Origin of the sequence: Pantoea sp. UBA5035 (genome assembly GCF_002415245.1) — a bacterium.
GTDB classification, from domain to species: Bacteria; Pseudomonadota; Gammaproteobacteria; order Enterobacterales; family Enterobacteriaceae; genus Pantoea; species Pantoea septica.
Genome location: NZ_DICD01000008.1, coordinates 139,796 through 165,712 on the forward strand (window position 1 = coordinate 139,796; position 25,917 = coordinate 165,712).

Annotated in this window: 20 protein-coding genes; 10 read left to right on the forward strand and 10 right to left on the reverse strand. The window is 58.9% G+C overall.

The genetic code is table 11. The annotated features are described in order from the left end of the window. Positions 1-2: 2 nt before the first annotated feature. A complete protein-coding gene (locus tag B3229_RS05565; protein WP_048782971.1) occupies positions 3-1,919 on the reverse strand; it encodes an ABC transporter ATP-binding protein in 1,917 nt (638 codons plus the stop codon). Between the two features lie 6 nt (positions 1,920-1,925). After that, the gene (gene rlmKL, locus B3229_RS05570) at positions 1,926-4,040 is read right to left on the reverse strand and encodes a bifunctional 23S rRNA (guanine(2069)-N(7))-methyltransferase RlmK/23S rRNA (guanine(2445)-N(2))-methyltransferase RlmL (RefSeq protein ID WP_048782969.1); all 2,115 of its coding nucleotides are present in this window, start codon (positions 4,038-4,040) and stop codon (positions 1,926-1,928) included. A 176-nt stretch (positions 4,041-4,216) separates the two neighbouring features. On the opposite strand from rlmKL, the gene B3229_RS05575 reads away from it, so the two are divergent. Next, a complete protein-coding gene (locus B3229_RS05575; protein ID WP_286870019.1) occupies positions 4,217-5,326 on the forward strand; it encodes a YcbX family protein in 1,110 nt (369 codons plus the stop codon). 3 nt (positions 5,327-5,329) lie between these two features. On the opposite strand, the gene B3229_RS05580 is transcribed toward B3229_RS05575, so the two are convergent. The 5 genes from B3229_RS05580 to B3229_RS05600 form a co-directional block, all read right to left on the reverse strand. Continuing rightward, on the reverse strand, positions 5,330-5,872 hold the full coding sequence (locus tag B3229_RS05580; protein ID WP_286870020.1) for a cell division protein ZapC: 543 nt from the start codon (positions 5,870-5,872) through the stop codon (positions 5,330-5,332). A gap of 153 nt (positions 5,873-6,025) precedes the next feature. After that, positions 6,026-7,036, reverse strand: coding sequence for a quinone-dependent dihydroorotate dehydrogenase (pyrD, locus tag B3229_RS05585; protein ID WP_286870021.1), 1,011 nt, complete (start codon positions 7,034-7,036; stop codon positions 6,026-6,028). A 120-nt stretch (positions 7,037-7,156) separates the two neighbouring features. Continuing rightward, a complete protein-coding gene (locus B3229_RS05590) occupies positions 7,157-8,164 on the reverse strand; it encodes a glycosyltransferase family 2 protein (protein WP_286870022.1) in 1,008 nt (335 codons plus the stop codon). After that, a complete protein-coding gene (locus B3229_RS05595) occupies positions 8,161-9,687 on the reverse strand; it encodes a lipopolysaccharide biosynthesis protein (RefSeq protein ID WP_033751212.1) in 1,527 nt (508 codons plus the stop codon). Before B3229_RS05595 ends, B3229_RS05590 begins: the two co-directional genes overlap by 4 nt. Positions 9,688-9,893: 206 nt before the next feature. Continuing rightward, entirely contained in the window at positions 9,894-10,874 is a 981-nt protein-coding gene (locus B3229_RS05600; RefSeq protein WP_048782959.1) for a glycosyltransferase family 2 protein, read from the reverse strand. 765 nt (positions 10,875-11,639) lie between these two features. Between B3229_RS05600 and ssuE the strand changes: the two genes are divergently transcribed. The 5 genes from ssuE to ssuB are packed head-to-tail and all read left to right on the forward strand — an operon-like array spanning position 11,640 to position 15,896. Further along, positions 11,640-12,191 carry an NADPH-dependent FMN reductase gene (ssuE, locus tag B3229_RS05605; RefSeq protein ID WP_033789321.1) on the forward strand — a complete coding sequence of 184 codons (552 nt, stop codon included), beginning with the start codon at positions 11,640-11,642 and terminating at the stop codon, positions 12,189-12,191. A gap of 14 nt (positions 12,192-12,205) precedes the next feature. After that, positions 12,206-13,153, forward strand: a complete 948-nt coding sequence (locus tag B3229_RS05610) for a sulfonate ABC transporter substrate-binding protein (RefSeq protein ID WP_048782956.1) — start codon at positions 12,206-12,208, stop codon at positions 13,151-13,153. A 10-nt stretch (positions 13,154-13,163) separates the two neighbouring features. Then, the gene (gene ssuD, locus B3229_RS05615) at positions 13,164-14,309 is read left to right on the forward strand and encodes an FMNH2-dependent alkanesulfonate monooxygenase (protein ID WP_286870027.1); all 1,146 of its coding nucleotides are present in this window, start codon (positions 13,164-13,166) and stop codon (positions 14,307-14,309) included. A 10-nt stretch (positions 14,310-14,319) separates the two neighbouring features. Then, complete coding sequence (gene ssuC / locus B3229_RS05620) at positions 14,320-15,111, forward strand: aliphatic sulfonate ABC transporter permease SsuC (protein WP_048785793.1); 792 nt, start codon at positions 14,320-14,322, stop codon at positions 15,109-15,111. Then, positions 15,108-15,896: an aliphatic sulfonates ABC transporter ATP-binding protein gene (gene ssuB, locus B3229_RS05625; protein WP_033789312.1), complete on the forward strand. Its 789-nt coding sequence runs from the start codon at positions 15,108-15,110 to the stop codon at positions 15,894-15,896. Before ssuC ends, ssuB begins: the two co-directional genes overlap by 4 nt. A 191-nt stretch (positions 15,897-16,087) precedes the next feature. Here ssuB and pepN read toward each other — a convergent pair whose 3' ends face one another. Next, positions 16,088-18,703 carry an aminopeptidase N gene (gene pepN, locus B3229_RS05630; RefSeq protein ID WP_286870028.1) on the reverse strand — a complete coding sequence of 872 codons (2,616 nt, stop codon included), beginning with the start codon at positions 18,701-18,703 and terminating at the stop codon, positions 16,088-16,090. A gap of 241 nt (positions 18,704-18,944) precedes the next feature. Between pepN and pncB the strand changes: the two genes are divergently transcribed. The 4 genes from pncB to B3229_RS05650 all read left to right on the forward strand — a co-directional run bounded on the left by pncB (position 18,945) and on the right by B3229_RS05650 (position 24,529). Further along, the gene (gene pncB / locus B3229_RS05635; protein WP_096073887.1) at positions 18,945-20,150 is read left to right on the forward strand and encodes a nicotinate phosphoribosyltransferase; all 1,206 of its coding nucleotides are present in this window, start codon (positions 18,945-18,947) and stop codon (positions 20,148-20,150) included. A 159-nt stretch (positions 20,151-20,309) separates the two neighbouring features. Further along, entirely contained in the window at positions 20,310-21,710 is a 1,401-nt protein-coding gene (asnS, locus tag B3229_RS05640) for an asparagine--tRNA ligase (protein ID WP_033751232.1), read from the forward strand. Between the two features lie 301 nt (positions 21,711-22,011). Beyond that, positions 22,012-23,130, forward strand: a complete 1,119-nt coding sequence (gene ompF, locus B3229_RS05645) for a porin OmpF (protein WP_286870030.1) — start codon at positions 22,012-22,014, stop codon at positions 23,128-23,130. 208 nt (positions 23,131-23,338) lie between these two features. Then, positions 23,339-24,529 (forward strand): amino acid aminotransferase, encoded by a 1,191-nt coding sequence (locus B3229_RS05650; protein ID WP_286870032.1) that lies wholly within the window; start codon positions 23,339-23,341, stop codon positions 24,527-24,529. 95 nt (positions 24,530-24,624) lie between these two features. On the opposite strand, the gene B3229_RS05655 is transcribed toward B3229_RS05650, so the two are convergent. Further along, positions 24,625-25,254: an MBL fold metallo-hydrolase gene (locus B3229_RS05655; RefSeq protein ID WP_286870033.1), complete on the reverse strand. Its 630-nt coding sequence runs from the start codon at positions 25,252-25,254 to the stop codon at positions 24,625-24,627. Between the two features lie 39 nt (positions 25,255-25,293). Next, positions 25,294-25,842 carry a YcbK family protein gene (locus B3229_RS05660; RefSeq protein WP_033751243.1) on the reverse strand — a complete coding sequence of 183 codons (549 nt, stop codon included), beginning with the start codon at positions 25,840-25,842 and terminating at the stop codon, positions 25,294-25,296. Positions 25,843-25,917: the final 75 nt, after the last annotated feature.

The following is a 25,917-nucleotide window of genomic DNA, read 5'->3' on the forward strand; positions in this document are numbered from 1 at the left end:
GGTTACGCGCCGTTTTTCAGCGCTTCCAGCTCTTCCCAGCGAGCGAACGCCGTTTCCAGCTCCTGCTCGGTCTGCGCCAGCGCATCCAGCACCGGTTGAGTCTGGTCATGCGGCTGGCTGAAGAAGTCAGGATGGCTCATTTTCGCCTGCAGCTCGCCGATGCGCGCCTCCAGCGACTCCAGCTTCTGCGGCAGCTGCTCCAGCTCTCGCGTCAGGTTATAGCTTAGCTTGCCGCCGCCGCGTTTCGCGCCGTCAGCTTTGTCCGCCGCCGGTTTCGCCGCAGCGGCAGGCTTGTTTCCCTGGGCGCTTTTCTGCTGTTTGTAGGCGGCGCGCTGCTGCTGCGCGTCGTGATAGCCGCCGACGAAGCTGCCGATTTCGCCGTTGCCTTCGAAAATCCAGCACTCGGTCACGGTGTTGTCGACGAACTGACGATCGTGGCTCACCAGCAGCACGGTGCCCTGATAGCCGTCGATCAGCTCTTCCAGCAGCTCCAGGGTTTCGACGTCGAGGTCGTTGGTCGGTTCATCGAGGATCATCAGGTTGCTGGGACGCAGGAAGAGGCGTGCCAGCAGCAGGCGGTTGCGCTCGCCGCCGGAGAGCGCGCGCACCGGCGTCATGGCGCGTTTCGGATGAAACAGGAAGTCCTGCAGGTAGCCGAGCACATGGCGCGGCTTGCCGTTCACCATCACCTCTTGCTTGCCTTCCGCCAGGTTATCCATCACGGTGCGATCGGGATCCAGCTCGGCGCGATGCTGGTCGAAATAGGCGACTTCCAGCTTGGTGCCGCTGTGCACGCGGCCGCTGTCGGCCTTCAGCTGCTGCAGCATCAGACGCAGCAGCGTGGTTTTGCCGCATCCGTTCGGGCCGATGAGCGCGATCTTGTCGCCGCGCTGCACCTGCGCGGAGAAGTCATGCACCAGCGTCTTGCCGCCCACGCCATAGTTGACGTGCTCCAGTTCGAAAACGATTTTGCCCGAGCGCGACGCTTCGCCCACCTGCATATTGGCTTTGCCCATCACTTCACGGCGCTCAGAGCGTTCGCGGCGCAGCGCTTTCAGCGCGCGTACGCGGCCCTCGTTGCGGGTGCGGCGCGCCTTGATGCCCTGACGGATCCACACCTCTTCCTGCGCCAGCTTGCGGTCGAATTCAGCGTTCTGCATCTCTTCCACACGCAGCGCCTCTTCCTTGCCTTCAAGGTAGAGATCGTAGTTGCCAGGCCAGGAGACCAGCTTGCCGCGATCGAGGTCGACGATGCGCGTCGCCATATTGCGGATAAACGAACGGTCATGGGAAATAAAAACGATGCTGCCGCTGAAGGTCTTCAGGAAGGTTTCCAGCCAGTCGATGGTTTCGATATCGAGGTGGTTAGTCGGTTCGTCCAGCAGCAGCACGCGCGGGTTGCTCACCAGCGCGCGGCCCAGCGCCGCTTTGCGCAGCCAGCCGCCCGACAGCGACGACAGCTCGGTATCAGGCTCCAGACCGATCTGCTGCAGCACGTCGTTGATGCGGCTCTCCAGCTGCCACAGATTGTGGTGGTCGAGGATAGTCTGCAGGCGTCCCATCTCGTTGAGATTTTTCTCGCTGGGATCGAGCATCACCGCATGCGAAATTGCGTGATAGGCTTTGAGGTGTTCGGCCTGCTCTTCCACGCCTTCCGCCACGAAGTCATAGACGGAGCCGGTAATATTGCGCGGCGGATCCTGCTGCAGACGCGCCACCACCAGGTCCTGCTCAAAAATGATGCGGCCGTCATCCAGCGGCTGCTCCCCGTTAATGATTTTCATCAGGGTCGATTTGCCTGCGCCGTTACGGCCGACCAGACAGACGCGCTCGTTCTCTTCGATATGCAGCTCGGTGTTGTCGAGCAGCGGCGCATCGCTGAATGAGAGGTAAGCGCCGTGAATACTGATTAATGACATCTGAACTTATTCCTTACCGGCGTGAGTAATCAGCCAGCAGTTGTGAATTTGACGGTTGCGGGCAAAATCCTGCGACAGGGTTTTCTGGGTAATGTCCTGCGCCTTCAGGCCCAGCGACGCCAGACCCTCAAGATCCATTTTAAAGCCGCGCTTGTTGTTGGAGAACATGACGGTGCCGCCCGCGCGCAGCAGGCGTTTCAGGTTGCGCATCAGCATAATATGATCGCGCTGCACGTCGAAATCCTCTTCCATGCGTTTGGAGTTGGAGAAGGTCGGCGGATCGATAAAGATCAGATCGAACGTCTCGTCGCTCTCGCGCAGCCAGCTCAGGCAGTCGGCCTGCATCAGACGATGCTGTCGGCCGGTCAGCCCATTCAGACGCAGGTTGCGCTCCGCCCACTCCAGATAGGTGCGCGACATGTCAACCGTGGTGGTGCTGCGCGCGCCGCCCAGCCCGGCGTGCACGCTGGCGCTGCCGGTATAGGAGAAGAGGTTGAGGAAATCTTTATCCTTGCTCATTTTGCCGAGCATATGGCGCGCGATGCGGTGGTCGAGGAATAGCCCGGTGTCCAGGTAGTCCGTCAGGTTAACCAGCAGGCGCGCGTTGTACTCCTGCACTTCGAAGAAATCGCCCTTCTCGCCTAGTTTCTGATACTGATTCTTGCCTTTCTGCCGCTCGCGCGTTTTCAGCACCAGACGGTTGGCGGGCAGTTCCAGCACGCTAAGCGTCGCGCCGATAACGTCGAACAGGCGCTGGCGCGCTTTCGCGGCGTCAATGGTCTTGGGCGGCGCGTACTCCTGCACCACCACCCACTCGCCGTAGCGATCCACCGCCACGTTGTACTCCGGCAGATCGGCGTCATAGAGGCGATAGCAGGCGATACCTTCCTGACGCGCCCACTTCTCCAGCTTCTTCATGTTCTTACGCAGGCGGTTAGCGTAATCCTCGGCGATCTGCGCGCCGTTTTCGCTGCTGTTTTCCGCCAGCTGATAATTCTTCTGCACGCACTCGATCGGGCCGTTTTTCGCCTTGAACTGGCGCTCCGCGCGCAGCTGCAGGCAGCTCAGCAGTTCAGGCGAACCGCTGAAGAGCGACAGGGTCCAGCCGCCGAAGTGCTGTTTCATGATGCGACCGAGCTGGCTGTGCAGCGCGATCAGCGCCGGCTCGCTCTCCAGACGTTCGCCGTAAGGCGGGTTGCTCAACACCGTGCCGCGCTGCTCGCCCGGCAGCGGATTTTTCAGCTGCAGCACATCCTGACGCGCGAAGGTAAAGAGATCGGCGACGCCGGCGCGCCGTGCGTTAGCCTGCGCCCATTCCAGCACGCGCCCGTCGCTGTCGTAGCCGAAGAAGCGCGCCTGCGCGGCGGCGGTGCCAGCGCGCGCGCGCTGCTGCGCCTCGCTTTTCACCTCGCGCCACAGCGCGTCGTTATGCTGACGCCAGTGGGTGAAGCCCCAGCGGCTGCGCAGCAGGCCTGGCGCGCGATCGCAGGCGATCAGCGCTGCCTCGATCAGCAGCGTGCCGGAGCCGCACATAGGATCGAGCAGCGGCGTGGTTGGCTGCCAGCCGGAGCGCAGCACGATCGCCGCCGCCAGGTTCTCCTTGAGCGGCGCCTGGCCGGTCTGCTGACGATAGCCGCGCTGATGCAGCGCGTCGCCGCTCAGATCCAGCGCGATGCTGGCGCGATCTTTATTCAGCCAGACGTTGATGCGGATATCCGGCTGCTCGCGATCCACATTGGGACGCGGCAGTTTCTGGCGGGTAAAGGAGTCGACAATTGCGTCCTTGACCTTTAACGCGCCAAACTGGCTGTTGCGAATTGATTCGTTGGTGCCGCTGAAGTGCACCACGAAGGTATGCTGACTGCCGAACAGTTCGGTCCAGTCGATGCTCTGTACGCCGACATAGAGATCGAGATCGCTGTAGACGCCGAATTCGCCGAGCGGCAGCAAAATACGCGACGCCAGCCGGCTCCACAGCAGACTCTGATACATCGTACGGTCATCGGCTTCAAAGTGAACGCCTCCCTGTACCACCTGCAGATCCTGCGCGCCCAGCGCGTCCAGCTCACTTTTCAACAGCTCTTCGAGCCCACGCGCCGTACTGGCAAAGAGAGAATTCATATCGTCACTATTACTCTTGAGAAAATTGCTGCGCATTATACCCTAATTACGCCTCATTGTTGGAAAGCTACGCGCGCGCCTCTCACCGGGTCGATCACGAGGCTATAGCGTCCCGACGCCATGTATCATAAAGTTAGCTTCTTTTGCCGCCCACGCCCGCTTCTCTGGAGATCGCCATGCTTACGCTGTCCCGTCTGTTCATTCATCCGGTCAAATCGATGCGGGGTGTACACCTCTCTCATGCGCAGGCGCTGGAGAGCGGACTGGCTTTCGACCGCATTTTTATGGTGACGGATCTGGACGGCACCTTTATTACCGCGCGCCAGTATCCGGAGATGGTGCGCTTTACCCCAGCGCTGCTGACCGACGGCCTCTCTCTGCAGGCGCCCGACGGCAGCCAGGCGATGATCCGCTTCAGCGATTTCGCCGCGCAGGAGGCGCCGACGGAAGTCTGGGGCAACCATTTTACCGCGCGCATCGCCCCCGACGCCATCAACGCCTGGCTCAGCGCCTTTTTTCCGCGCCCGGTGCAGCTGCGCTGGGTTGGGCCGCAGCCGTCGCGCCGGGTGAAACGCTTTACCGAGGTGCCGCTGGGTTTCGCCGACGGTTTCCCTTTTTTGCTGGTTAACACCGCCTCGCTGCAGGATCTGCAGCAGCGCTGCCCGGCCAGCGTGCGCGCCGAGCAGTTTCGCGCCAACCTGATTGTGAGCGGCGCGCCGGCCTGGGATGAAGACAGCTGGGCAACGGTGCAGATCGGCAGTGTGATCTTCGACGTGCCCAAACCCTGCAGCCGCTGCGTCTTTACCACCGTCGGCACCGAAAGCGGCCGCAAGCATCCAGACGGGGAGCCGTTAAAAACCCTGCAGGGCTTCCGCAGCGCGCAGGACGGCAGCGGCGATATCGACTTCGGCCTGAATTTGATTGCGCGCGGCAGCGGCATCGTTCGCGTCGGAGACGAGGTGCAGGTGCTGGCGCGCCATACGCCGCGCGCCTACGGGCCTGGCGCAGTGGTCGAAACCCTTAAGCCGCAGCAACAAACGACGGCGGCGGTCTCTGTTACCTGGCAGGGCGAGCGGTTTCAGGGCGATAACCAGCAGGTGCTGCTGGAGCAGTTAGAGCAGCAGGGCTTTAAAATCCCCTACTCCTGCCGGGCTGGGCTGTGCGGCAGCTGTAAAGTGACGCTGGTTGCGGGAGAGGTAAAAGCGCTGAAGAAGAGCGCCATTCGCGACGACGGCACCATTCTGAGCTGCAGCTGCATTCCCGCTGGCGATATAGAACTGGCGTGAGAATCAGACCGCGTAAGCGAAGCGCGGCGCACTCTCCGCATGGTGCGGCAGCAGGCGATCGTTCATGATTTTGATGGCTTCGCCTAACACCATCTGCTTGCCCGCCAGGGTAAGCGTAGGCTGCGCCAGCAGGCAGAGCGTGGCGTTGCCGCCGCTTTCCACCGCCAGCAGCCGCGCCTGTTCGCCGTTTTCCGCCAGCGTAACCTCCACCATATCGCCCGCCTCAGGCTGCAGCACGCAGGTCCAGGCGGTGAAATGCCAGCTTTTCGGCATCAGCGGCTTCAGAAAGCGGCTCGCCACCAGCGCGTTGAGCGTCAGCTCGGCGCGCTGATTAACGCTCAGCGAACTCTGTCGGCAGCGTTCTTCGAAGGTGTAGTAGAGGGCGGCGTCGTCAACGCTGAATCCGGTCTGGGTGAAGGCGTCGGGGGTCAACATTTTGCGGGGAAAGCGAGAGCGGAAAAGCATACCGTCAGCCAGGTCCAGCATCATCCGGTCATGGTCGGCGTCAAAATACCAGCGCCAGTTATCGTCAGGTTTGATTTTCATGATTTGCCTCGTCATTAACCGCCGCGTTTCTCTGCACAGACTCAGCGAAGCCCTGTTTGTGGGGAAAAAGCTGAAAATACGCACAACAGGGGAAAAATATAAACGAGCCGAAGTGAGAAATAAACCCCCCGGCGTCGTTTTATTAGAAATGTCTTAGAGATGGGTCACGATATCTTTTATTAATCCCGGCCCTTTATAAATAAAACCGGAGTAAATCTGTACCAGCGCGGCGCCCGCGGCCATTTTTTCTCGCGCCGCGGTTAATGAATCAATACCGCCGACGCCGATAATCGGCAGCGCGCCGTCCAGCTCCTGCGCCAGCCGCTTGATCACTGCCGTGCTGCGCGACTGCACCGGACGCCCGCTCAAGCCGCCTGATTCCGTGCTGTATTTCAGGCCGCTGACCAGCGAACGATCCAGCGTCGTATTGGTGGCGATCACGCCATCGATATTATGGCGCACCAGGCTGTCGGCAATTTGTATTAATTCTTCTTCAGAAAGATCGGGCGCAATTTTTACTGCGACCGGCACATATTTCAAATGCTGCTGCTCCAGCGCTTTCTGTTTGGCTTTAATCGACGCCAGAAGATCGTCGAGCGCTTCGCCATATTGCAGCGTACGCAATCCCGGCGTATTTGGCGAGGAGATATTTATCGCGATATAGCCGGCATGCGCATAAACCTTCTCCATGCAGATCAGGTAATCCTCTTTGCCGTTTTCTACCGCCGTATCTTTATTTTTGCCGATATTAATGCCGAGAATACCTTTGAACCGCGCTTTTTTGACGTTCTCCACCAGGTGATCAACGCCGAGATTGTTAAAGCCCATGCGGTTGATGATGCCTTCGGCCTCGACCAGCCGGAACATGCGCGGCTTATCGTTGCCCGCCTGAGCGCGCGGCGTGACGGTGCCGACTTCGACGAAGCCGAACCCCATCGCGCCGAAGGCGTCGATGCATTCCGCGTTTTTATCCAGTCCGGCCGCCAGCCCCAGCGCGTTATCGAACCGTAAGCCCATGCAGGTCACCGGACGGGAAGGAAGACGCTGACGGATCAGCGCCTCCAGCGGCGTGCCGCTGATGAAACGCAGTTGCTGAAAAGTGAGTTCATGAGCGCGCTCGGGGTCGAGCTTAAACAGCGCAGGTCGGACGATAGGATAAAGCATGCACTCTCCTGGAGGTCGGAAGCGATGAGTTGTCGGGGTGCACGGGAAAATGTGCGCCAGAATGGTAAAGGCCTCTGGCGCAAAAGTAAATTACTGACGGGACAAGATTATTGATCGCGATCAGCGCTTGCTGGCATAACGCGCCAGACGGCGACACGCCTGCAGACCGCTGTAAATCGTCGGATAGTACCAGAGCAGTTTAAGACGTTTGCTTTCGCCCGTGACCTTGCGCACCAGCTGATCGATAGTGGTATGCCAGGAGGCGGGCACCGCAATATTGTTTTTGCGGATTTCGATCAGGCAACCGTACATCACCGGCTGATAGTAGATGTCCAGCAGCTTCTCTTCCGGCGGCATTCCCTGCTCGCGCAGGAAGCTTTCGCTGCTGCGGCGGGCGATATAGTAGTTTTCCACCCAGGAGAAGGTCGCCTTGCCCTGCGACAGCGAGGTCGGCATAAAGCGCTTGTTGTAGTAGCTTTTCCGCGTAAAGCCGATCTGCCGCGCCGACATATAGAGCGCGAACATATAGGGCGCGTCCTCATGGTTCTGGATCGGCAGAAACTGCACGCCGGTGCGCATAATAAGAGCGCGCGAGAGAATGCTGCTCCATAGCGTGCGGTGGGCTGAGCGGTGCGGGATCATGCTGCGCAGCGTATCGGCGCCGCCAGGCAGGACGGCGTCGACGTGGCGCTGATGGAACTGCTCATACTGACGCTCGGCAACCGGTTTATCGGTAAACATGCGCGCGCCGAAGCAGAACATCTCCATCTCAGGATGCTGCGCCAGCGTACTGCGGAAGTCGGCGAAGAGATCTTTTGAGACAAAATCGTCGGCGTCCATAAAGTAGATAAAGTCGCCGGTGGCGATCTCCAGCCCTTTGGTGCGCGCCGCGCTGACGCCCCCGCGCTCGCCGCGCAGCAGCGTCAGCTGCGGATGACGGGCGGCCAGCGCCTCCAGCAGCGCGACGCTGTCGTCGGTGGAGCCGTCGTCGATAACGATCACCTGCTCCGGCGGAGATGACTGACCCAGCAGCGAATCGATCGCTTCCGGCAGCCAGGGCGCGCAGTTCCAGTTCGGCACGATAACAGAGATCGTCGCTGCGCGGCTGTCAGAGTTCCGTGTGCTCATTCTCGCTCCTCAATAGTAAAACCTTTGGCTCGGGCAGGCAGCAGACGCTTAATCACCAGGCTGTGCAGCAGACAGCAGACTGAGAGGTTAACCAGGCCGATCAGACCCAGCCACAGCAGGTTAAGCCAGCGGTTCTGGTTCCACTCAATTGGCAGGAAGGTGCAAAGCCAGGCGATCAGCCCCGCAACAGCCCAGATCAGCAGCACGTCGCGCGTCAGCCAGGTAAAGTGAATGCCCGGCGCGAAACGGCGGTGCACCAGCCATGCCCAGCCGGCCAGATAGAAGACGTTCTGCCCCAGCCACAGCCAGCCTGTGCCCTCCGCGCCATAGTGAATCGCGGCCCAGATGTTGAGCGGAACCAGGATCACGGCGAAGCAGGAGAAGCCCTTCAGATGCAGCTTGAGGTTGCCGTTGACGTACTGCAGATGGTAAAGCAGGCCGCAAATCGCCTGCACGCCGCTGCCCAGCGCGTAGAGGCTGAGCACGAACGACATATCCGTCACGACCTGCGTGTTCTGCGTCCAGGCCCAGAGCAGCGGCGTGGCGAACATCGCGATAGTAATGCTGAGCGGTGCCATAAAGATTGCCACCGCCTGAGTGGTGTAGCGGTAGAGCGTCAGGGATTCGGCATCGCCCTCTTTGCGCGTTTTAATGCCGGTCATGCGCGGCACGATCGCCTGCATAATCGGGCTGCTGAGCAGGATAATGCCGGTAGCCGCAGTAGCGACGACGGTAAAGGAGCCGTAGGCGCTCAGCGGCAGGGTTTTCGACAGCACCAGACGGTCGATTTGCGAAATAAAGGTCCAGATAGCGCTGGCGAACGCCGCGCTCAGCGCAAAGCGAATAAAGGGCTTTAACACCGTCTTTAAGTTTTCGTGCTTCTGTTTACGCGCGGCGGCAGGCACCAGCTGATAGGATTTGGCAATCAGGCAGATCGCCTCCGCTATCGACACCGCCAGCTGCCAGATAAAGAAGCTCAGCACCGGATTGGAGAAAAGCTGAATGATCAGCACCGCGCCAAAGGTGCGCAGCGTGACGATGACCAGGTTGACGCCGTTAAGCCATACCTGATGTTCAAAGCCGACAATCACGCTGCGATAGGGGCTGGTACGCCAGCGAATCGCCGCCGTAATCACCATGATAGCGACAGCGAGCGTCACGTCCGCCGAAGGCAGATGGCGCGCGTCGAGCCAGTTATGGGCGATCCATGGCGTCGCCAGCCAGCCGATCACCACCAGAATGACCGTAGAGATAAGAAAGAATTTCGACAGCGCGGAGAAGAGCGCCGGGAACCAGATAAATTCCGCCTGATTGGCGCGATAGCGCGCCGCTTCGCGCATTAGCGTGGTCGACACGCCGGCGTCGAGCAGCTGGAGCCAGGTTAACAGGATCGAGAAAAAACCCACTAGCCCGTAAGCTTCCATCCCGAGATGTTGAATATAGAGCGGCACGACCAGAATGCCTGACAGCGTCAGGTAAATCTGACCGACATAATTGGCGATCGCGTTACGTTTAATTGACATAAGTATGATTGTATCTGGGCAGTTTTCTCGGAGGCCACAAGCGTGGCACACATCATCAGACCTGCCTACCAGACATAGTCTTAAATTTATCTCTGGCGCTGCGCGCCAGATTTAATCTGACCTGCCGCGGGTGAAGTCAGAGGGTGAAATAATATTTATCCGCGGTGAATCGTCCGATAAGCAGGCATTCCGATGCGAGTGAAAAGTCAGGCGGCTTTTTTCAGCTCTTTTGTAACTTTATATTTTTGCAGCAGGATAAACATGCGCGGGCGATTAATAAGCAACCACTCTTTGGCGTTGACCGGCTTAAATTTGCCGCCCATAAAGCGAATCGCATTAATGACATATTCCGGCACCGGCGTGCCGTTGTAGAGCGAAAGATAAATCATCAGGCGGAAAGAGTGCATTAAATAGGCTTTTTCCAGCTGCGCCTTCAGCGGCGAATGATCTAAATTATGCTTGAGGATGCCGTAGGTCTGCATAAAGGCGTTATAACGCTGCAGAAAATAGTCGTCGTTTTTGCGGCTGTTGGTGAGCGAACCGCTGCGTACGCGCTGGCGATAGTAAACGTGCTGGCTTACCCAGGCGTGCGTGGCGTGAACGAATACCGACAGCGTAAATTTATGATCTTCATGCACCCGGTCGACAAAACGCAGGTTGTGCTGCGTAATCAGGCTTCTTTTCACCGCGTAGTTCCAGGCGGCGGAAGTATAGGAGCCGTTATTCAGCAGACGCGACAAAACCTGCTGCGGCGACTGCAGGCCGAATTGATCGTGGCGCACTTTAGGACGGGTCTGATTTTCCCGACCGTCTTCGAACATCTGCGAATTAAAGCAAAAGAGGTCGATCTCAGGGTGCGCAGTGGTAACCTGCTGCAGCTCTGCAACGAAACCTTCCGGTACGATATCGTCCGGGTCGCAGAAGAAGACAAACTCTCCCTGTGCGGCGTCGATGCCGGTATCGCGCGCTTTACCCGCGCCACCGTTGGGCGTGGTAATAACGCGAACCTGCGGCTGGTGGCCATATTTCTGCTCCACCAGCGCCAGAGTGCCATCGGTCGAGCTGTCGTTAACAATGATAATTTCTGTCGGCGCGTCAACCTGACGCAACAAGGAGTCGACACATTCGACTATATATTTCTCCACGTTATACGTGGGAATAATGACTGATAGCAGCGTCTTTGCCATACATCTTTCTCTGGGTCGATTAAAAGAAAAGGCACGAGCGTTACACAAATATTAAAGTTGTGTTAAAGCATGGCGCAGAAAGAATTAAACGAGACGTCAGCAGCGAGTCTCTCGTGGTGGAATAGTATAGGCAGAAGCTTTTTTCTATTAACAGGGCCAGTGTTTTATTCAGACTTGTGCTCAGCGCGTAATCTATCACGCCGGGTAAAGTATCAGAGGCAAAGCGCGGCTTTTGCTTAACATCGTGTAACTTTTCTGGCTAAACCCTCAGCGCTTTTAGAGGGAAAAAAGGTCACAAAGCGTTTCAGTCTGGCAGCTTTATTATCACTTAACGAAAATGACGTTTCCCCAACGTCCGTTATCGGCATGGCGATATTCCGATAATAACGCCTGCGTTCCCACGGCGGATGCGGCATGTTTAGCGCGCGCTCCTTTAGGCCGCATCAAATGGGTTGCAGGAAATAAATAGCGTCACGTGCCCTGCCTGATTAATAAGCCTGCACCAGATAATATGCAGATACTTTTGCTGCTATTTGTTAAGTCGGCATAAACAATGCCTCTGGATCTGCGCCAGTGTTTTAGGATTATTCGGAACTCCGTCCTGCCGCTGCCGGCAACGCTTTCATTAATAACGCTGCGCGTTTTGCGCTTTTCGCCTTTAGATTGCCAGATAAATCATTTAAGCCCTCTCCCCCGCTCTGTCAGGATGTGACCATCAGTTCTCAACAATAGCTAATCAATAACTTTCAGTTATAAGGAGTAACGATGCGAGTTATTACGCTAGCGGGCAGCCCGCGTTTCCCGTCACGTTCGACTTCGCTGCTTACCCTGTGCCAGCGCGCGCTGGAAGCGCGCGGCGTTGAGGTGATCCCCTGGAATATCCAGAACTTTCAGCCTGACGATCTCATTAACGCGCGGTTCGATGCCCCGGCGCTGCTGGCGCTACGCGAAGATCTGCTTGCTGCCGACGGCGTGATTGTCGCCACGCCGGTCTATAAGGCCTCTTTCTCAGGCGCGCTGAAAACCCTGCTCGATCTGCTGCCCGAACGCGCCCTGGAGCACAAAGTGGTGCTGCCGCTGGCCAGCGGCGGCAGCGTGGCCCATATGCTCGCGGTCGATTACGCCCTGAAGCCGGTGCTGAACGCGCTAAAGGCGCAGGAGATCCTGCACGGCGTGTTTGCCGAAGATCATCAGATTACCCACTACGATCGCCAGCCCGAGCTGCAGGCGGCGCTGGCGCGCCGGCTGGATGAGGCGGTCGAGGCGTTCTGGCTGGCGCTGACCCGCCATCACAAACCTCTGGCGCAGGCTGTTTAAAGGAAGAAACCGACATGAAGAGCATCACCGGCTGGCTACTTGCCGCATTCGCCGTGCTGAGCCTGCAAACGCAGGCGGCGGACGCGCCCGCGCAGATTCGCATCGGCTACCAGAAGGGTTCCGTCAGCATGGTGCTGGCGAAATCGCACCGACTGCTGGAGCAGCGCTTCCCCAACACCAAAATTCAGTGGATCGAATTTCCCGCCGGTCCGCAGATGCTGGAGGCGCTAAACGTCGACAGCATCGACCTCGGCAGCACCGGCGATATACCGCCGCTGTTCGCCCAGGCGGCGGGCGCCGATCTGCTTTACGTCGGCTCGGAGCCGCCTAAACCGCAGGCTGAGGTGATTCTGGTGGCGAAGAACAGCCCGCTAAAAAGCGTCGCCGATTTGAAAGGCAAGAAAGTCGCCTTTCAGAAAGGCTCCAGCTCGCACAACCTGCTGCTGCGCGCCCTGCAGCGTGAAGGGCTGAGCTTTAAGGATATTCAGCCGATCTATCTGACGCCCGCCGACGCGCGCGCCGCCTTCCAGCAGGGCGACGTGGATGCCTGGGCTATCTGGGATCCCTACTATTCCGCCGCGCTGCAGCAGGGCAACGTGCGCGTGCTGGCCGACGGCAGCCAGCTCAATCTTACCGGCTCATTCTACCTGGCGACGCGTAAGTTCGCCGAGCAGAACGGCGCCTTCGTTCAACAGGTGCTGGATACCTTTAGCCAGGCGGATGCGCTGACGCTCAGCCAGCGCGATCAGAGCATCGATCTGCTCGCCGCCGCGATGGGCCTGCCGAAGCCGGTTATCGCCAGCTATCTCGATCACCGTCCGCCGACCCGCATTTCGCCGGTCAGCGCGCAAACCGCAGCGGCGCAGCAGCACACCGCCGATCTGTTCTATTCCAGCCACCTGGTGCCGGTCAAACTGACGATCGCCGATCGCATCTGGCATCCCAGCGCCCAACTTCAGTAAGGAGCGAATAATGAGCTTATCCGTATTCTGGTTTCTTCCGACGCACGGCGACGGACACTATCTCGGCACCTCGGAAGGGGCGCGTCCGGTCGACCACGGCTACCTGCAGCAAATCGCGCAGGCCGCAGACCGCCTGGGCTTCGGCGGCGTGCTCATTCCGACCGGCCGTTCGTGCGAAGACGCCTGCCTGGTCGCCGCCTCGCTGATCCCGGTAACGCAGCGCCTGCGTTTTCTGGTGGCGCTGCGCCCCGGCGTGATTTCGCCGACCCAGGCGGCGCGCCAGGCCGCGACGCTGGATCGCCTCTCTAACGGCCGTGCGCTGTTTAATCTGGTGACCGGCGGCGATCCCGAAGAGCTGGCGGGCGACGGCGTGTTTCTCGATCACCATGAGCGCTACGTCGAGTCGGCGGAGTTTACCCGCGTCTGGCGTCGCGTGCTGGAGGGCGAAACGGTCGATTACGCCGGCAAATATGTCAAGGTGCGCGGCGCGCGCCTGCTGTTCGACCCGGTGCAGCAGCCGCGTCCGCCGCTCTGGTTCGGCGGCTCCTCTGAACCGGCGCAGGATCTGGCCGCCGAGCAGGTCGACGTTTACCTCACCTGGGGCGAACCGCCCGCGCTGGTGAAAGAGAAGATTGAACAGGTGCGCGCCAAAGCGGCGGCGCAGCGACGCAAGGTGCGCTTCGGCATTCGTCTGCACGTCATCGTTCGCGAAACCAACGATGAAGCCTGGCGCGCCGCCGATCGTCTGATCGCCCATCTCGACGACGACACTATCGCGAAGGCGCAGGCCGCATTCGCCCGCACCGACTCGGTAGGCCAGCAGCGCATGGCGGCGCTGCACAGCGGGCGCCGCGACCAGCTGGAAATCAGCCCGAACCTGTGGGCGGGCGTCGGTCTGGTGCGCGGCGGCGCCGGCACCGCGCTGGTCGGCGACGGCCCGACCGTGGCCGCGCGCATGCAGGAGTACGCTGACCTCGGCATCGAGACCTTTATTCTTTCCGGCTACCCGCATCTGGAAGAGGCGTATCGCGTCGGCGAGCTGCTCTTCCCGCATCTCGACCTGGAGGTGCCGCAGATCCCGCAACCGCGCAACGTGCAGGCGTTCGGCGAAACCGTCGCCAACGATTTCCGTCCGCAGAAAGTGTCGCAGAGCTGAGGGTGAAATGATGGCGAAAACCACTAAACGCATTACCAACCAGCTGGTGCCCTGGATTTTCCCGGCGCTGCTGGTGGTGATCTGGCAAATTGCTTCCCAGACCGGGCTGCTGTCGACGCGCATTCTGCCTTCGCCGGAAAATATCGTCATTACCTTCTGGCATCTGGCTGCCAGCGGCGAGCTGTGGCAGCACCTCGCCATCAGCGGCTGGCGCGCGCTGATCGGCTTTAGCATCGGCGGCTCCATCGGGCTGATTCTGGGGCTGATCACCGGCACCTCGCGCCTTGGCGAGCGGCTGCTCGATACCTCGGTGCAGATGCTGCGCAACGTGCCGCATCTGGCGCTGATCCCGCTGGTGATCCTCTGGTTCGGCATCGACGAGGCGGCGAAGATTTTTCTGGTGGCGCTCGGCACCCTGTTTCCCATCTACCTCAATACCTACCACGGCATTCGCAATATCGACCGGGGTCTGGTGGAGATGGCGCGCAGCTACGGCCTCTCCGGCTGGAGCCTGTTTATTCAGGTGATCCTGCCCGGCGCCCTGCCCTCGATTATGGTCGGCGTGCGTTTCGCGCTCGGCCTGATGTGGCTGACGCTGATTGTCGCCGAGACCATTTCCGCCAATTCGGGCATCGGCTATCTGGCGATGAACGCGCGTGAATTCCTGCAAACCGACGTGGTGGTGGTGGCGATTATTCTTTACGCCCTGCTCGGCAAACTGGCGGATGTCGCCGCCCTGCTGCTGGAGCGCGTCTGGCTGCGCTGGCATCCGGCCTATCAACTGAAGGAGGAGAACGCATGAGCACTTCACTCTCTCCGGCGCGGCTGAACGCCGGCACGCCGGTCGGCGTCAACGGCGTCAGCAAGCAGTACGGCAGCCGCACCATCCTGAATCATATCGATCTGCATATTCCTTCCGGTCAGTTTGTCGCGGTAGTTGGGCGCAGCGGCTGCGGCAAGAGTACGCTGCTGCGCCTGCTGGCGGGGCTGGAGCAGACCACCCAGGGCGAGCTGCTGGCGGGCAACGCGCCGCTGCACACCGCGCGCGAAGATACCCGCCTGATGTTTCAGGACGCGCGTCTGCTGCCGTGGAAGCGGGTTATCGATAATGTCGGTCTCGGCCTGAAGGGTCGCGAGTGGCGCAGCGCGGCGCTCGAGGCGCTGGAGGCAGTCGGGCTGGCGGAGCGCGCGCATGAGTGGCCCGCTGCGCTCTCCGGTGGACAGAAGCAGCGCGTGGCGCTGGCGCGCGCGCTGATTCACCGTCCGGGTCTGCTGCTGCTCGACGAGCCGCTCGGCGCGCTTGACGCGCTGACGCGTATTGAAATGCAGGGGCTAATCGAGTCGTTATGGCAGCAGCACCATTTTACCGTGCTGCTGGTAACGCATGACGTCAGCGAAGCCGTCGCGATGGCGGATCGCGTGCTGCTGATCGAAGAGGGTCAGATTGGGCTCGATTTGCTGGTGGATTTGCCGCGTCCGCGCCGTCGCGGGTCGGTCAGGCTGGCGGAGCTAGAGGCGGAGGTGCTGGATCGCGTGATGCGCCGCAGCGAAAGCGAGCAGCCGGCGCGCTACGCCCACCAGCGCTAAAAAGAGTTGGTAACACCAGGATCAGATGACAACGCGGGTGGCAGGGACCGATCGCAAAGTCGCTCAAGGCATCCTTGCGCGCTCGGACCACGACATCCCTGTCGCGGGACGCTTTGCTCTCCGGTCCCTGCTACCCGCGTTTTATACTTTTCTGCTGCCTGTAAGGCGGGAATATTTCCCGCCTTTGCCATTTAAGCGTTTAGCGCGCGGGTGATCTTCTCATAGAGATCGCCCGAGAGCTTATCCAGCCCCTGCAGCGTTTCCAGCGCCTGACGCATCAGCGCCTGACGGTCGGCGTCGTAGCGCTTCAGGCGGATCAGCGGCTCGATCATACGCGCCGCCACCTGCGGGTTGCGGGTATTAAGATCGGTCAGCATCTCCACCAGGAACTGATAGCCGCTGCCGTCTTTGGCGTGGAACGCCGCCGGGTTGCCGGAGACGAACGCGCCGATCAGCGCGCGGATGCGGTTAGGGTTGCTCATGGTGAACGAGCGATGATGCAGCAGCTCGCGCACCTTCTGCAAGACGTCCGGCGACGGGCTGGTGGCCTGCAGCATTAACCATTTATCCATCACCAGGCCATCACGATGCCAGCGCTCGTCGTAGTGCGCCAGTAGCGCGCCGCGGCACGGCAGCTGCGCCGCCACCGACGACGCCAGCGCCGCCAGCGCATCCGTCATATTGTTCGCCTGCTGATACTGCGTCTGCACCAGCCTGTCCGCCAGCGTGGTTTCGCCGAACGCCAGATAGTAGAGGCAGATATTCTTCAGCGCGCGCTGCCCCATCGCATCGTGCTCGATGCGGTACTCACCCTGCTGATTCGCGTTGTAGACGGCATAAAACTCATCCGCCAGCTCGGCGGCCAGCGTGCGCACCAGCGCCTCGCGCACCACCGTAATCGCCTGCGGATCGATCACCTCGAACAGCTCGGCAATCTCGTTCTCGCCCGGCAGCGTCAGAATCTGCGCGGTCAGCGCCGGATCGCGCCCTTCGTCCAGCAGAACCGCACGGAAAGCGTCGGCAACGTGCAGCGGCAGCGACAGCGGCTGGCCCTGCTGATGGCGCGCCACGTTAAGGCGGATATAGGTAGCCAGCAGGCTCTGCGCCGCATCCCAGCGTGCAAAATCGTTGCGCGCATGGCGCATCAGGAAGGTGAGCTGAGCATCGCTCCATTTATAGTCGAGCTTCACCGGCGCGGAGAATTCGCGCAGCAGCGACGGCACCGGCTGGAAGTAGACGTTATCGAAGATAAAGGTCTGGAACTCCTCGGTCACGTTCAGCACATGATGCACCGGATGACCGTTATGCTGCAGCGGAATCACCTTGCCTTCGCCGTCATAGAGTTCGATATCGAGCGGAATATGCAGCGGCAGCTTCTCTTTCTGATCGGCGGTCGGCGGCGTGTGCTGCGTGACGTGCAGCGTATACTGCTCCAGCTCGGGGTTGTAGTCGTCACGTACTGTCAGCACCGGCGTGCCGCTCTGGCTGTACCAGCGGCGGAACTGCGACAGATCGACATTCGAGGCATCTTCCATCGCCTGCACGAAGTCGTCGCAGGTCGCCGCGCTGCCGTCGTGACGCTCGAAGTAGAGCTGCATCCCTTTCTGGAAGTTCTCTTCGCCGAGCAGCGTGTGCATCATGCGGATCACTTCCGATCCCTTTTCGTAAACGGTCAGGGTATAGAAGTTATTCATCTCCATCATCTGATCCGGGCGGATCGGATGCGCCATCGGGCTGGCGTCCTCGGCGAACTGCGCGCCGCGCATCACGCGCACGTTATCGATGCGGTTGACCGCGCGCGAGCCGAGATCGGAGCTGAACTCCTGATCGCGGAATACCGTCAGCCCCTCTTTCAGGCTGAGCTGGAACCAGTCGCGGCAGGTGACGCGGTTGCCGGTCCAGTTGTGAAAATATTCGTGGCCGATCACCGCTTCGATGCCGAGATAGTCTTTGTCGGTTGCGGTTTCCGCCTTCGCCAGCACATATTTGGAGTTAAAGACGTTCAGGCCTTTGTTCTCCATCGCGCCCATATTGAAGAAGTCGACGGCGACAATCATAAAGATGTCGAGGTCATACTCGAGGCCGAAGCGCTCCTCGTCCCACTTCATGCTGTTTTTCAGCGAGGTCATCGCCCAGTCAGCGCGATCCAGATTGCCGCGATCGACGAAGATCTCCAGCGCCACGTCGCGGCCGGAACGGGTCTTAAAGCTGTCGCGCAGCACGTCGAAATCGCCCGCCACCAGCGCAAAGAGATAGCAGGGTTTCGGGAAGGGATCCTGCCATTTCACCCAGTGCTTGCCCTGCTCCGCTTTGCCGCCGTCGATGCGGTTGCCGTTGGAGAGCAGATAGGGGTAGCGCGCCTCGTCGGCGATGATGGTCGTGGTAAAGCGCGCCAGCACGTCCGGGCGATCCAGATACCAGGTAATGTGACGAAAACCTTCGGCTTCGCACTGGGTGCAGAGCGCTTCGCCAGACTGATAAAGCCCTTCCAGCGCGGTATTTTTATCGGGATGAATATCATTGACGATCTTGAGCTGGAACTGCTCCGGCAGCTGGCTCAGCACCAGCGCGCCCTCTTCCTGACGGTAGGCGCTCCACGGCGATCCATCCACTTCAATGGCGATCAGGGTTAACGCTTCGCCATCGAGACGCAGCTCAGCCTGCGCATCGCCGAGACGTTTAACCTGACTGACGGCGGTGACGCGCGTCGCCGCCGCGTCGAGCGCAAAGGTCAGGTCGATATCGGTGATGGTGTAATCCGGCGCACGATAGTCGTGGCGATATTTAATGTGGTGCTGTTGCGTCATATTCCGTCTCGCATTGTTATAGGTTTACCGCCAAAGTCTAAGCGCGTTGCCTTTAGCTTGCCATGCACAATGCGCATCGCGGCATAAATAGCTACAATTCATTAACAACGGCACGTTTTAACCTCGACCTGCGGGCTTGAAATATGCTGTGATCGGTCGCAGTTACTGATTTATACTCCTGCGTCTTTATGACTCTCACACACCGGGCTCTGCGCCGCCGAACAGGATGCTGAAACGCACCATGACAGGACATGCTTCCCCGATACTGACTTCCCTGCTGGATACTGACGCCTACAAGCTTCATATGCAGCAAGCCGTATTCCACCGTTATCACGATGTCACGGTGGCGGCTGAGTTTCGTTGCCGCGGCGACGATCTGCTTGGTCTCTATGCGAACGAGATTCGCGAGGCCATTAACGCCATGCAGACGCTAGCGCTGACCGATGACGAACATACGTATCTCTCCAGCCTGCCCTTCTTCCACGCCGACTACCTTAACTGGCTGCGCGATTTTCGTTATAACCCCGACCAGGTGCAGGTGCGCAATAGCGACGGCCATCTCGCTATCCGCATCACTGGCCCCTGGCGCGAAGTGATTTTATGGGAGGTGCCGCTGCTGGCGCTGATCAGCGAAGTGGTGCATCGCCACCGCTCGCCGCTGGTAAGCGCGCAGCAGGCGGTCGACCATCTTCAGCAGAAGCTGAGCGCCTTCCGCCGCGATGTCGCCGACATCGATATGTCGCGCTTTCGCCTGATGGATTTCGGCACCCGCCGCCGTTTCTCGCAGGAGGTGCAGCAGGCCATCGTCGCCACCCTGAAGCAGGACTTCCCCTGGCTGATCGGCACCAGCAACTACGATCTGGCGCGCCGCCTGGCGCTGACGCCGGTCGGCACGCAGGCGCACGAATGGTTTCAGGCTTTTCAGCAGATTAGCCCGGTGCTGGCCAACAGCCAGCGCGCGGCGCTGCAGGCGTGGCTCGACGAGTATGACGGGCAGTTGGGCATCGCGCTCACCGACTGCATCGCGATGGACGCCTTTCTGCGCGACTTCGGCGTTAACTTCGCCAGCCGCTATCAGGGACTACGTCACGATTCAGGCGATCCCGTCGAGTGGGGCGAAAAGGCGCTGGCCCACTATGAGAAGCTGGGCATCGATCCGCACAGCAAAACCCTGGTCTTTTCCGACAACCTCGACCTGGATAAGGCGCTGGCGCTCTATCGCCACTTCGGCCAGCGCGCCGGCGTGGTGTTTGGCATCGGTACCCGCCTGACCTGCGATATTCCCGGCGTCAGACCGCTCAATATCGTGATTAAACTGGTGGAGTGCAACGGCAAGCCGGTGGCGAAGCTCTCCGACAGTCCGGGCAAGACCATTTGTCAGGATCAGGCCTTTGTTCGCGCCCTGCGAAAAGCTTTCGATCTGCCACTGGTGAAAAAAGCCAGCTAATCCTCGCGTTATCGGGGCGTTGATGCGCCCCGCTTCTGCTGTAATAAATCTGCCGTCCCGCCGGATTTTGCTTGTTTCCTTGCGACTCGCAAGTAACATAGCAACACCCCGGTGTGGGGAGATTGTTTAAACTCACTTCTTCTATATAGAGAGATATTTATGAGCGTAGTGCCTGTAGCGGACGTACTGCACGGTCGCGTCGCGGTTGACAGTGAAGTCACCGTACGTGGTTGGGTGCGTACCCGAAGAGATTCAAAAGCCGGTCTTTCCTTCGTCGCCGTTTATGACGGTTCCTGCTTTAATCCCGTTCAGGCCGTTGTGAATAATTCTCTGAATAATTATCAGGACGAGGTTCTGCACCTGACCACCGGCTGCTCGGTGATCGTGACCGGCACCGTAGTGGCCTCGCCGGGCCAGGGCCAGGCGTTTGAGATCCAGGCGACCCGCGTGGAAGTGACCGGCTGGGTGGACGATCCCGACACCTATCCGATGGCGGCGAAGCGTCACAGCATCGAATATCTGCGCGAAGTGGCGCACCTGCGTCCGCGCACCAACCTGATCGGCGCCGTGGCGCGCGTGCGCCATACCCTGGCGCAGGCGCTGCATCGCTTCTTCCACGAGAACGGCTACTTCTGGGTATCGACCCCGCTGATCACCGCCTCGGACACCGAAGGCGCCGGCGAAATGTTCCGCGTCTCGACGCTGGATCTGGAAAACCTGCCGCGCACGCCGCAGGGCGCCGTCGACTTCAACGAAGATTTCTTCGGCAAAGAAGCTTTTCTGACCGTTTCCGGCCAGCTGAACGGCGAAACCTACGCCTGCGCCCTGTCGAAAATCTACACCTTCGGCCCGACCTTCCGCGCGGAAAACTCCAACACCAGCCGCCACCTGGCGGAATTCTGGATGCTGGAGCCGGAAATCGCCTTCGCTACGCTGGATGACGCCGCCGCGCTCGCCGAAGCGATGCTGAAATATGTATTTAAAGCGGTGCTGGACGAACGCGCCGACGATATGGCGTTCTTTGCCGAACGCGTGGATAAAGAGGCGGTCGATCGTCTGGAGCGCTTTATCTCCACCGACTTCGCGCAGGTTGACTACACCGACGCTATTACCATTCTGGAAAAGTGCGGGCAGAGCTTCGAAAACCCGGTTTCCTGGGGCATCGATCTCTCTTCAGAGCACGAGCGCTATCTGGCCGAGCAGCACTTTAAAGCGCCGGTGGTGGTGAAAAACTATCCGAAAGAGATCAAGGCGTTCTATATGCGCCTTAACGAAGATAATAAAACCGTGGCGGCGATGGACGTGCTGGCGCCGGGCATCGGCGAAATTATCGGCGGTTCGCAGCGTGAAGAGCGTCTCGACGTGCTGGACGCGCGTATGGAAGAGATGGGCCTGAATAAAGAAGATTACTGGTGGTATCGCGATCTGCGTCGCTACGGCACCGTGCCCCATTCAGGCTTCGGTTTAGGCTTTGAACGTTTAATCGCCTATGTCACCGGCGTACAAAATGTAAGGGACGTTATCCCTTTTCCACGTACCCCGCGCAATGCAAATTTCTAAAATTATCTATTAATTATAAGAAATTCATATATATAACGAGGTCGGCACTGCCGGCCTTTTTTTATTTTTGTAAATTTTGAGTTCTCTCACAAAGTTCCCCAATATTTACATTTTGTAATACAAATTTGCTTTTAGAAACCAGATTACGAGTTTAGTAGCATTTTCAGTGTGGCATATCCTGCTTCGGGATGGAAAGATGCGTGCAGACACAGGAAGACACCAAACTTCTCTCAGGGTTCCGTAACGGTTTCTTGACGGCAGTGGCAGGTGTCCGAATAAACTCCAATGAGGGTAATAAATAATGATGAAGCGCAACATTCTTGCAGTGGTTATCCCTGCTCTGTTAGCTGCCGGCGCAGCAAACGCAGCAGAAATTTATAATAAAGACGGCAACAAGCTGGATCTGTACGGCAAAGTAGATGCGCGTCACCAATTTTCTGATAGCGATGGTGATGATGGTGATGAGTCTTATGTTCGCTTTGGTTTCAAAGGTGAAACCCAGATTAATGACCAGCTGACCGGTTACGGTCAGTGGGAATACAACGTTCAGGCAAACAACTCAGAAGGTTCAGACGCACAAGACGGCAACAAAACTCGTCTGGGCTTTGCCGGTCTGAAATTCGGTGATGCAGGTTCTATCGACTACGGCCGTAACTACGGCCTGGTTTACGATGCAATCGGCTGGACCGATATGCTGCCAGTATTCGGTGGCGACTGGGGCAGCTCAGACAACTTCATGAATGGTCGTAGCACCGGCCTGCTGACCTACCGCAACAAGAACTTCTTCGGCCTGGTAGATGGCTGGGACTTCGCAGTTCAGTATCAGGGTAAAAACGACCGTAGCGACGTTCGTCGTGCTAACGGCGACGGCTGGGGCGTATCAACTTCCTATACCTCACCAATCGGCGTAGGCATCGTTGGTGCATATAGCAGCAGCGACCGTACTAATGCTCAGGCAGCAGGTACTACTGACGTCAACGGTAACGTATACGGCCAGGGCAAACGTTCTGAGAACTGGGCAACTGCGCTGAAGTATGATGCGAACAACGTTTACCTGGCAGCAATGTATGGTGAAGGCCGTAACTCTTCATTCTTTGGCGTCAGTGTACCTGGCGCTAATAATACCGTTGCCGATGGCACCGCTTTCGTTAACAAAAGCCAGACTATTGAGTTAGTTGCTCAGTACCAGTTTGACTTCGGTCTGCGTCCATCCATTGCCTACGTGCAGCAGAAAGGCAAAGATATCGAAGGTATCGGCGATGCTGACCTGTACAAATATTTCGACATCGGCGCGACTTACTACTTCAATAAAAACATGTCCACCTACGTTGATTACAAAATCAACCAGCTGGACGACAACAACCCACTGGGTCTGAATACAGACGACGTGGTTGGTGTTGGCCTGGTTTACCAGTTCTAAGTTACCTGTCGCAGAAAAAACGGAGCTTCGGCTCCGTTTTTTTATGCCTGCTATTCGCCGTAAAACGGCCCCTTTCTCTTTTTTGCCATAAGCCAGTTGAATGACCGATGCCCGGCGACGATTTTTTGCGTAAACGGTTGGCAATGCGCAGCGCTGACGTTAACCTGAAGGCTCATTTCGTTAAAGTTCACGCTACTGGACACGACTCATGTTTGAATCTATCTCTGCGGCACCCGCCGATCCTATTCTTGGGCTGGCCGATCTGTTTCGCGCTGACGACCGCCCGCACAAAATCAACCTTGGCATCGGCGTTTATAAAGACGAAACCGGTAATACGCCGGTGCTTACCAGCGTAAAAAAAGCCGAGCAGTATCTGCTGGAAAACGAAACCACCAAAAACTACCTCAGCATTGATGGCCTGGCCGATTTTGCGCGCTGCACCCAGGAGCTGCTGTTTGGCGCAGAGAACCCGCTGATCGCCGCTGGCCGCGCGCGCACCGCGCAGACCCCTGGCGGCACCGGCGCGCTGCGCGTCGCGGCAGATTTTCTCGCCACGCAGACCGCCGTTAAGCGCGTCTGGGTAAGCAATCCCAGCTGGCCGAACCATAAAAACGTCTTTAACGCGGCAGGCCTGGAGGTGTGCGAATACGCCTGGTACGATGCGGAAAACCATCAGCTCGACTTCGACGGCATGCTGGCCGCGCTGCAGGAAGCCAAAGCAGGCGACGTAGTGCTGTTCCACGGCTGCTGTCATAACCCGACCGGCATCGATCCGACGGCGGAACAGTGGAGCCAGCTGGCGCAGCTCTCTCAGGCGAAAGGATGGCTGCCGCTGTTCGACTTTGCCTATCAGGGCTTTGCGCGCGGCCTGAATGAAGATGCGGAAGGACTGCGTATTTTCGCCGCCTCGCATCAGGAGCTAATCGTCGCCAGCTCATACTCCAAGAACTTCGGCTTATACAATGAGCGCGTCGGCGCCATTACCCTGGTGGCGGCCGATGCGGCTACCGCAGATACCGCCTTCAGCCAGGTGAAGTACACCATTCGCGCCAACTACTCCAACCCGCCGGCGCACGGCGCCGCGGTGGTGGCGACCATACTGAGCAATCAGGCGCTGCGTACCATCTGGGAGCAGGAGCTGACCGATATGCGCCAGCGTATTCAGCGCATGCGTCAGCTGTTCGTGAATACCCTGGCGGAGAAAGGCGCCACGCGCGACTTCAGCTTTATCATTCAGCAGAACGGCATGTTCTCTTTTAGCGGCCTGACCAAAGATCAGGTGATCCGCCTGCGTGACGAGTTTGCCGTCTATGCGGTGAATTCGGGTCGGGTTAACGTGGCGGGCATGACGCCGGATAACATGTCAGCGTTGTGCGAGGCGATTGTCGCGGTGCTGTAAATCAGCACGCTTCCCGCGCCTGCGCGGGAAGCTTCGCGCTGAGACGCTCGCGATTGGCGTGCGTCAGGAGAGAAAATGCCGCTACGGCCCATTTTTTATTGCAGAAAGGGGTTGCTGATACGTTCACGTCCCAGCGTCGAGATGGCGCCGTGGCCGGGCACGAAGGTGATATCGTCGCCCAGCGGCAGCAGCTTCTCTTTAATCGAGGCGATCAAATCCTGATGGCTGCCCTGCGGGAAGTCGGTTCGCCCTACGCCGCCGTGGAAAATCACATCGCCGGAAATCAGCAGACGGCCTGCGCGATCGAAAAAGACGATATGGCCAGGCGTGTGGCCAGGCGTATGCAGGATCGTCAGCTCGACGTCGCCGACCTGCACGCTGTCGCCCTCCTTCAGCCAGCGATCCGGCGTAAAGGGCGCGCACTCCGCCAGCCCAAACATTCGGCTCTGGGTCGGCAGCGCTTCCAGCCAGAAAGCGTCCAGCCGGTGCGGGCCGATAATCGGCGCCTGATAGTGCGCCGCCAGCTCCGCCGCCGCGCCAACGTGATCCAGATGGCCGTGCGTCAGTAAAATTTGCGTGGGGGTAAGGTTGAGCTGCTGGAGCGTTGCGATAATGGTCGCCGCATCGCCGCCCGGATCGACCAGGGCGGCGTCGCGCGTCGCCTCGCACCAGATAACTGAACAGTTCTGCGCAAAGGCGGTAACAGGAATAATGTGGTAGTTCATAACGCTCCATGACCGGCGCACGCAGCGTTGCCGGCGTCGTTACCAGTGCCGTACCGGCCCGGTATCAATATGAACGAAGTTGCTGCGAGGATAATATCCTACACCACCCGCGCGCATTGTTAAGGCCGCTTTGCGAATGTTATTCAGCGCGATGCCTTCAATGTGAAAATCCATCGCCTGCCCCTTGGTGTGATAGCTGTGTTTCGCTACGCCCGGGCCGCTTTCGCGCAGCATATTGTTGGTCGCCAGCGAGCGATAGCCGGAGATCAGCTGAATCGGCTTACGGGTCTCGAGCAGCGCCTGCAGGCGATAGATCTGATCGAAGAGATGAGGATCGATGCTTTTCGTCAGATTGGCGCGATAATCGCGGAAAAAGTGGTTCAGACGAGCCAGCTCGCTCTTATCGTAACTTTTCCCATTAAAAAACTCAGTTTTAAGGGTTTCACCGGTGTGAAGATTGCTCAGCGTCAGCACGCGAGGACGCGACGTTGAAAGCGAAGCCATGGCTGCGTTGGGCAGCAGCGCCATGCCAGCCGCAGCCGTTCCGCCAAGAAGCAATTTGCGACGTGTTAAGTTAAAACTGGACATGAAAAACGGTTACCTGAGATTGAAGCCATCGAAATGTGCAAAAACCGCACAAGGCCGCACCATAACCGGCCATCC

What these genes read in the sequence shown, in the direction of transcription:
- B3229_RS05565 (WP_048782971.1), bottom strand. Translation starts at nt 1,919, where the DNA reads ATGTCATTAATCAGTATTCACGGCGCTTACCTCTCATTCAGCGATGCG.
- rlmKL (WP_048782969.1), bottom strand. Translation starts at nt 4,040, where the DNA reads ATGAATTCTCTCTTTGCCAGTACGGCGCGTGGGCTCGAAGAGCTGTTG.
- B3229_RS05575 (WP_286870019.1), top strand. Translation starts at nt 4,217, where the DNA reads ATGCTTACGCTGTCCCGTCTGTTCATTCATCCGGTCAAATCGATGCGG.
- B3229_RS05580 (WP_286870020.1), bottom strand. Translation starts at nt 5,872, where the DNA reads ATGAAAATCAAACCTGACGATAACTGGCGCTGGTATTTTGACGCCGAC.
- pyrD (WP_286870021.1), bottom strand. Translation starts at nt 7,036, where the DNA reads ATGCTTTATCCTATCGTCCGACCTGCGCTGTTTAAGCTCGACCCCGAG.
- B3229_RS05590 (WP_286870022.1), bottom strand. Translation starts at nt 8,164, where the DNA reads ATGAGCACACGGAACTCTGACAGCCGCGCAGCGACGATCTCTGTTATC.
- B3229_RS05595 (WP_033751212.1), bottom strand. Translation starts at nt 9,687, where the DNA reads ATGTCAATTAAACGTAACGCGATCGCCAATTATGTCGGTCAGATTTAC.
- B3229_RS05600 (WP_048782959.1), bottom strand. Translation starts at nt 10,874, where the DNA reads ATGGCAAAGACGCTGCTATCAGTCATTATTCCCACGTATAACGTGGAG.
- ssuE (WP_033789321.1), top strand. Translation starts at nt 11,640, where the DNA reads ATGCGAGTTATTACGCTAGCGGGCAGCCCGCGTTTCCCGTCACGTTCG.
- B3229_RS05610 (WP_048782956.1), top strand. Translation starts at nt 12,206, where the DNA reads ATGAAGAGCATCACCGGCTGGCTACTTGCCGCATTCGCCGTGCTGAGC.
- ssuD (WP_286870027.1), top strand. Translation starts at nt 13,164, where the DNA reads ATGAGCTTATCCGTATTCTGGTTTCTTCCGACGCACGGCGACGGACAC.
- ssuC (WP_048785793.1), top strand. Translation starts at nt 14,320, where the DNA reads ATGGCGAAAACCACTAAACGCATTACCAACCAGCTGGTGCCCTGGATT.
- ssuB (WP_033789312.1), top strand. Translation starts at nt 15,108, where the DNA reads ATGAGCACTTCACTCTCTCCGGCGCGGCTGAACGCCGGCACGCCGGTC.
- pepN (WP_286870028.1), bottom strand. Translation starts at nt 18,703, where the DNA reads ATGACGCAACAGCACCACATTAAATATCGCCACGACTATCGTGCGCCG.
- pncB (WP_096073887.1), top strand. Translation starts at nt 18,945, where the DNA reads ATGACAGGACATGCTTCCCCGATACTGACTTCCCTGCTGGATACTGAC.
- asnS (WP_033751232.1), top strand. Translation starts at nt 20,310, where the DNA reads ATGAGCGTAGTGCCTGTAGCGGACGTACTGCACGGTCGCGTCGCGGTT.
- ompF (WP_286870030.1), top strand. Translation starts at nt 22,012, where the DNA reads ATGATGAAGCGCAACATTCTTGCAGTGGTTATCCCTGCTCTGTTAGCT.
- B3229_RS05650 (WP_286870032.1), top strand. Translation starts at nt 23,339, where the DNA reads ATGTTTGAATCTATCTCTGCGGCACCCGCCGATCCTATTCTTGGGCTG.
- B3229_RS05655 (WP_286870033.1), bottom strand. Translation starts at nt 25,254, where the DNA reads ATGAACTACCACATTATTCCTGTTACCGCCTTTGCGCAGAACTGTTCA.
- B3229_RS05660 (WP_033751243.1), bottom strand. Translation starts at nt 25,842, where the DNA reads ATGTCCAGTTTTAACTTAACACGTCGCAAATTGCTTCTTGGCGGAACG.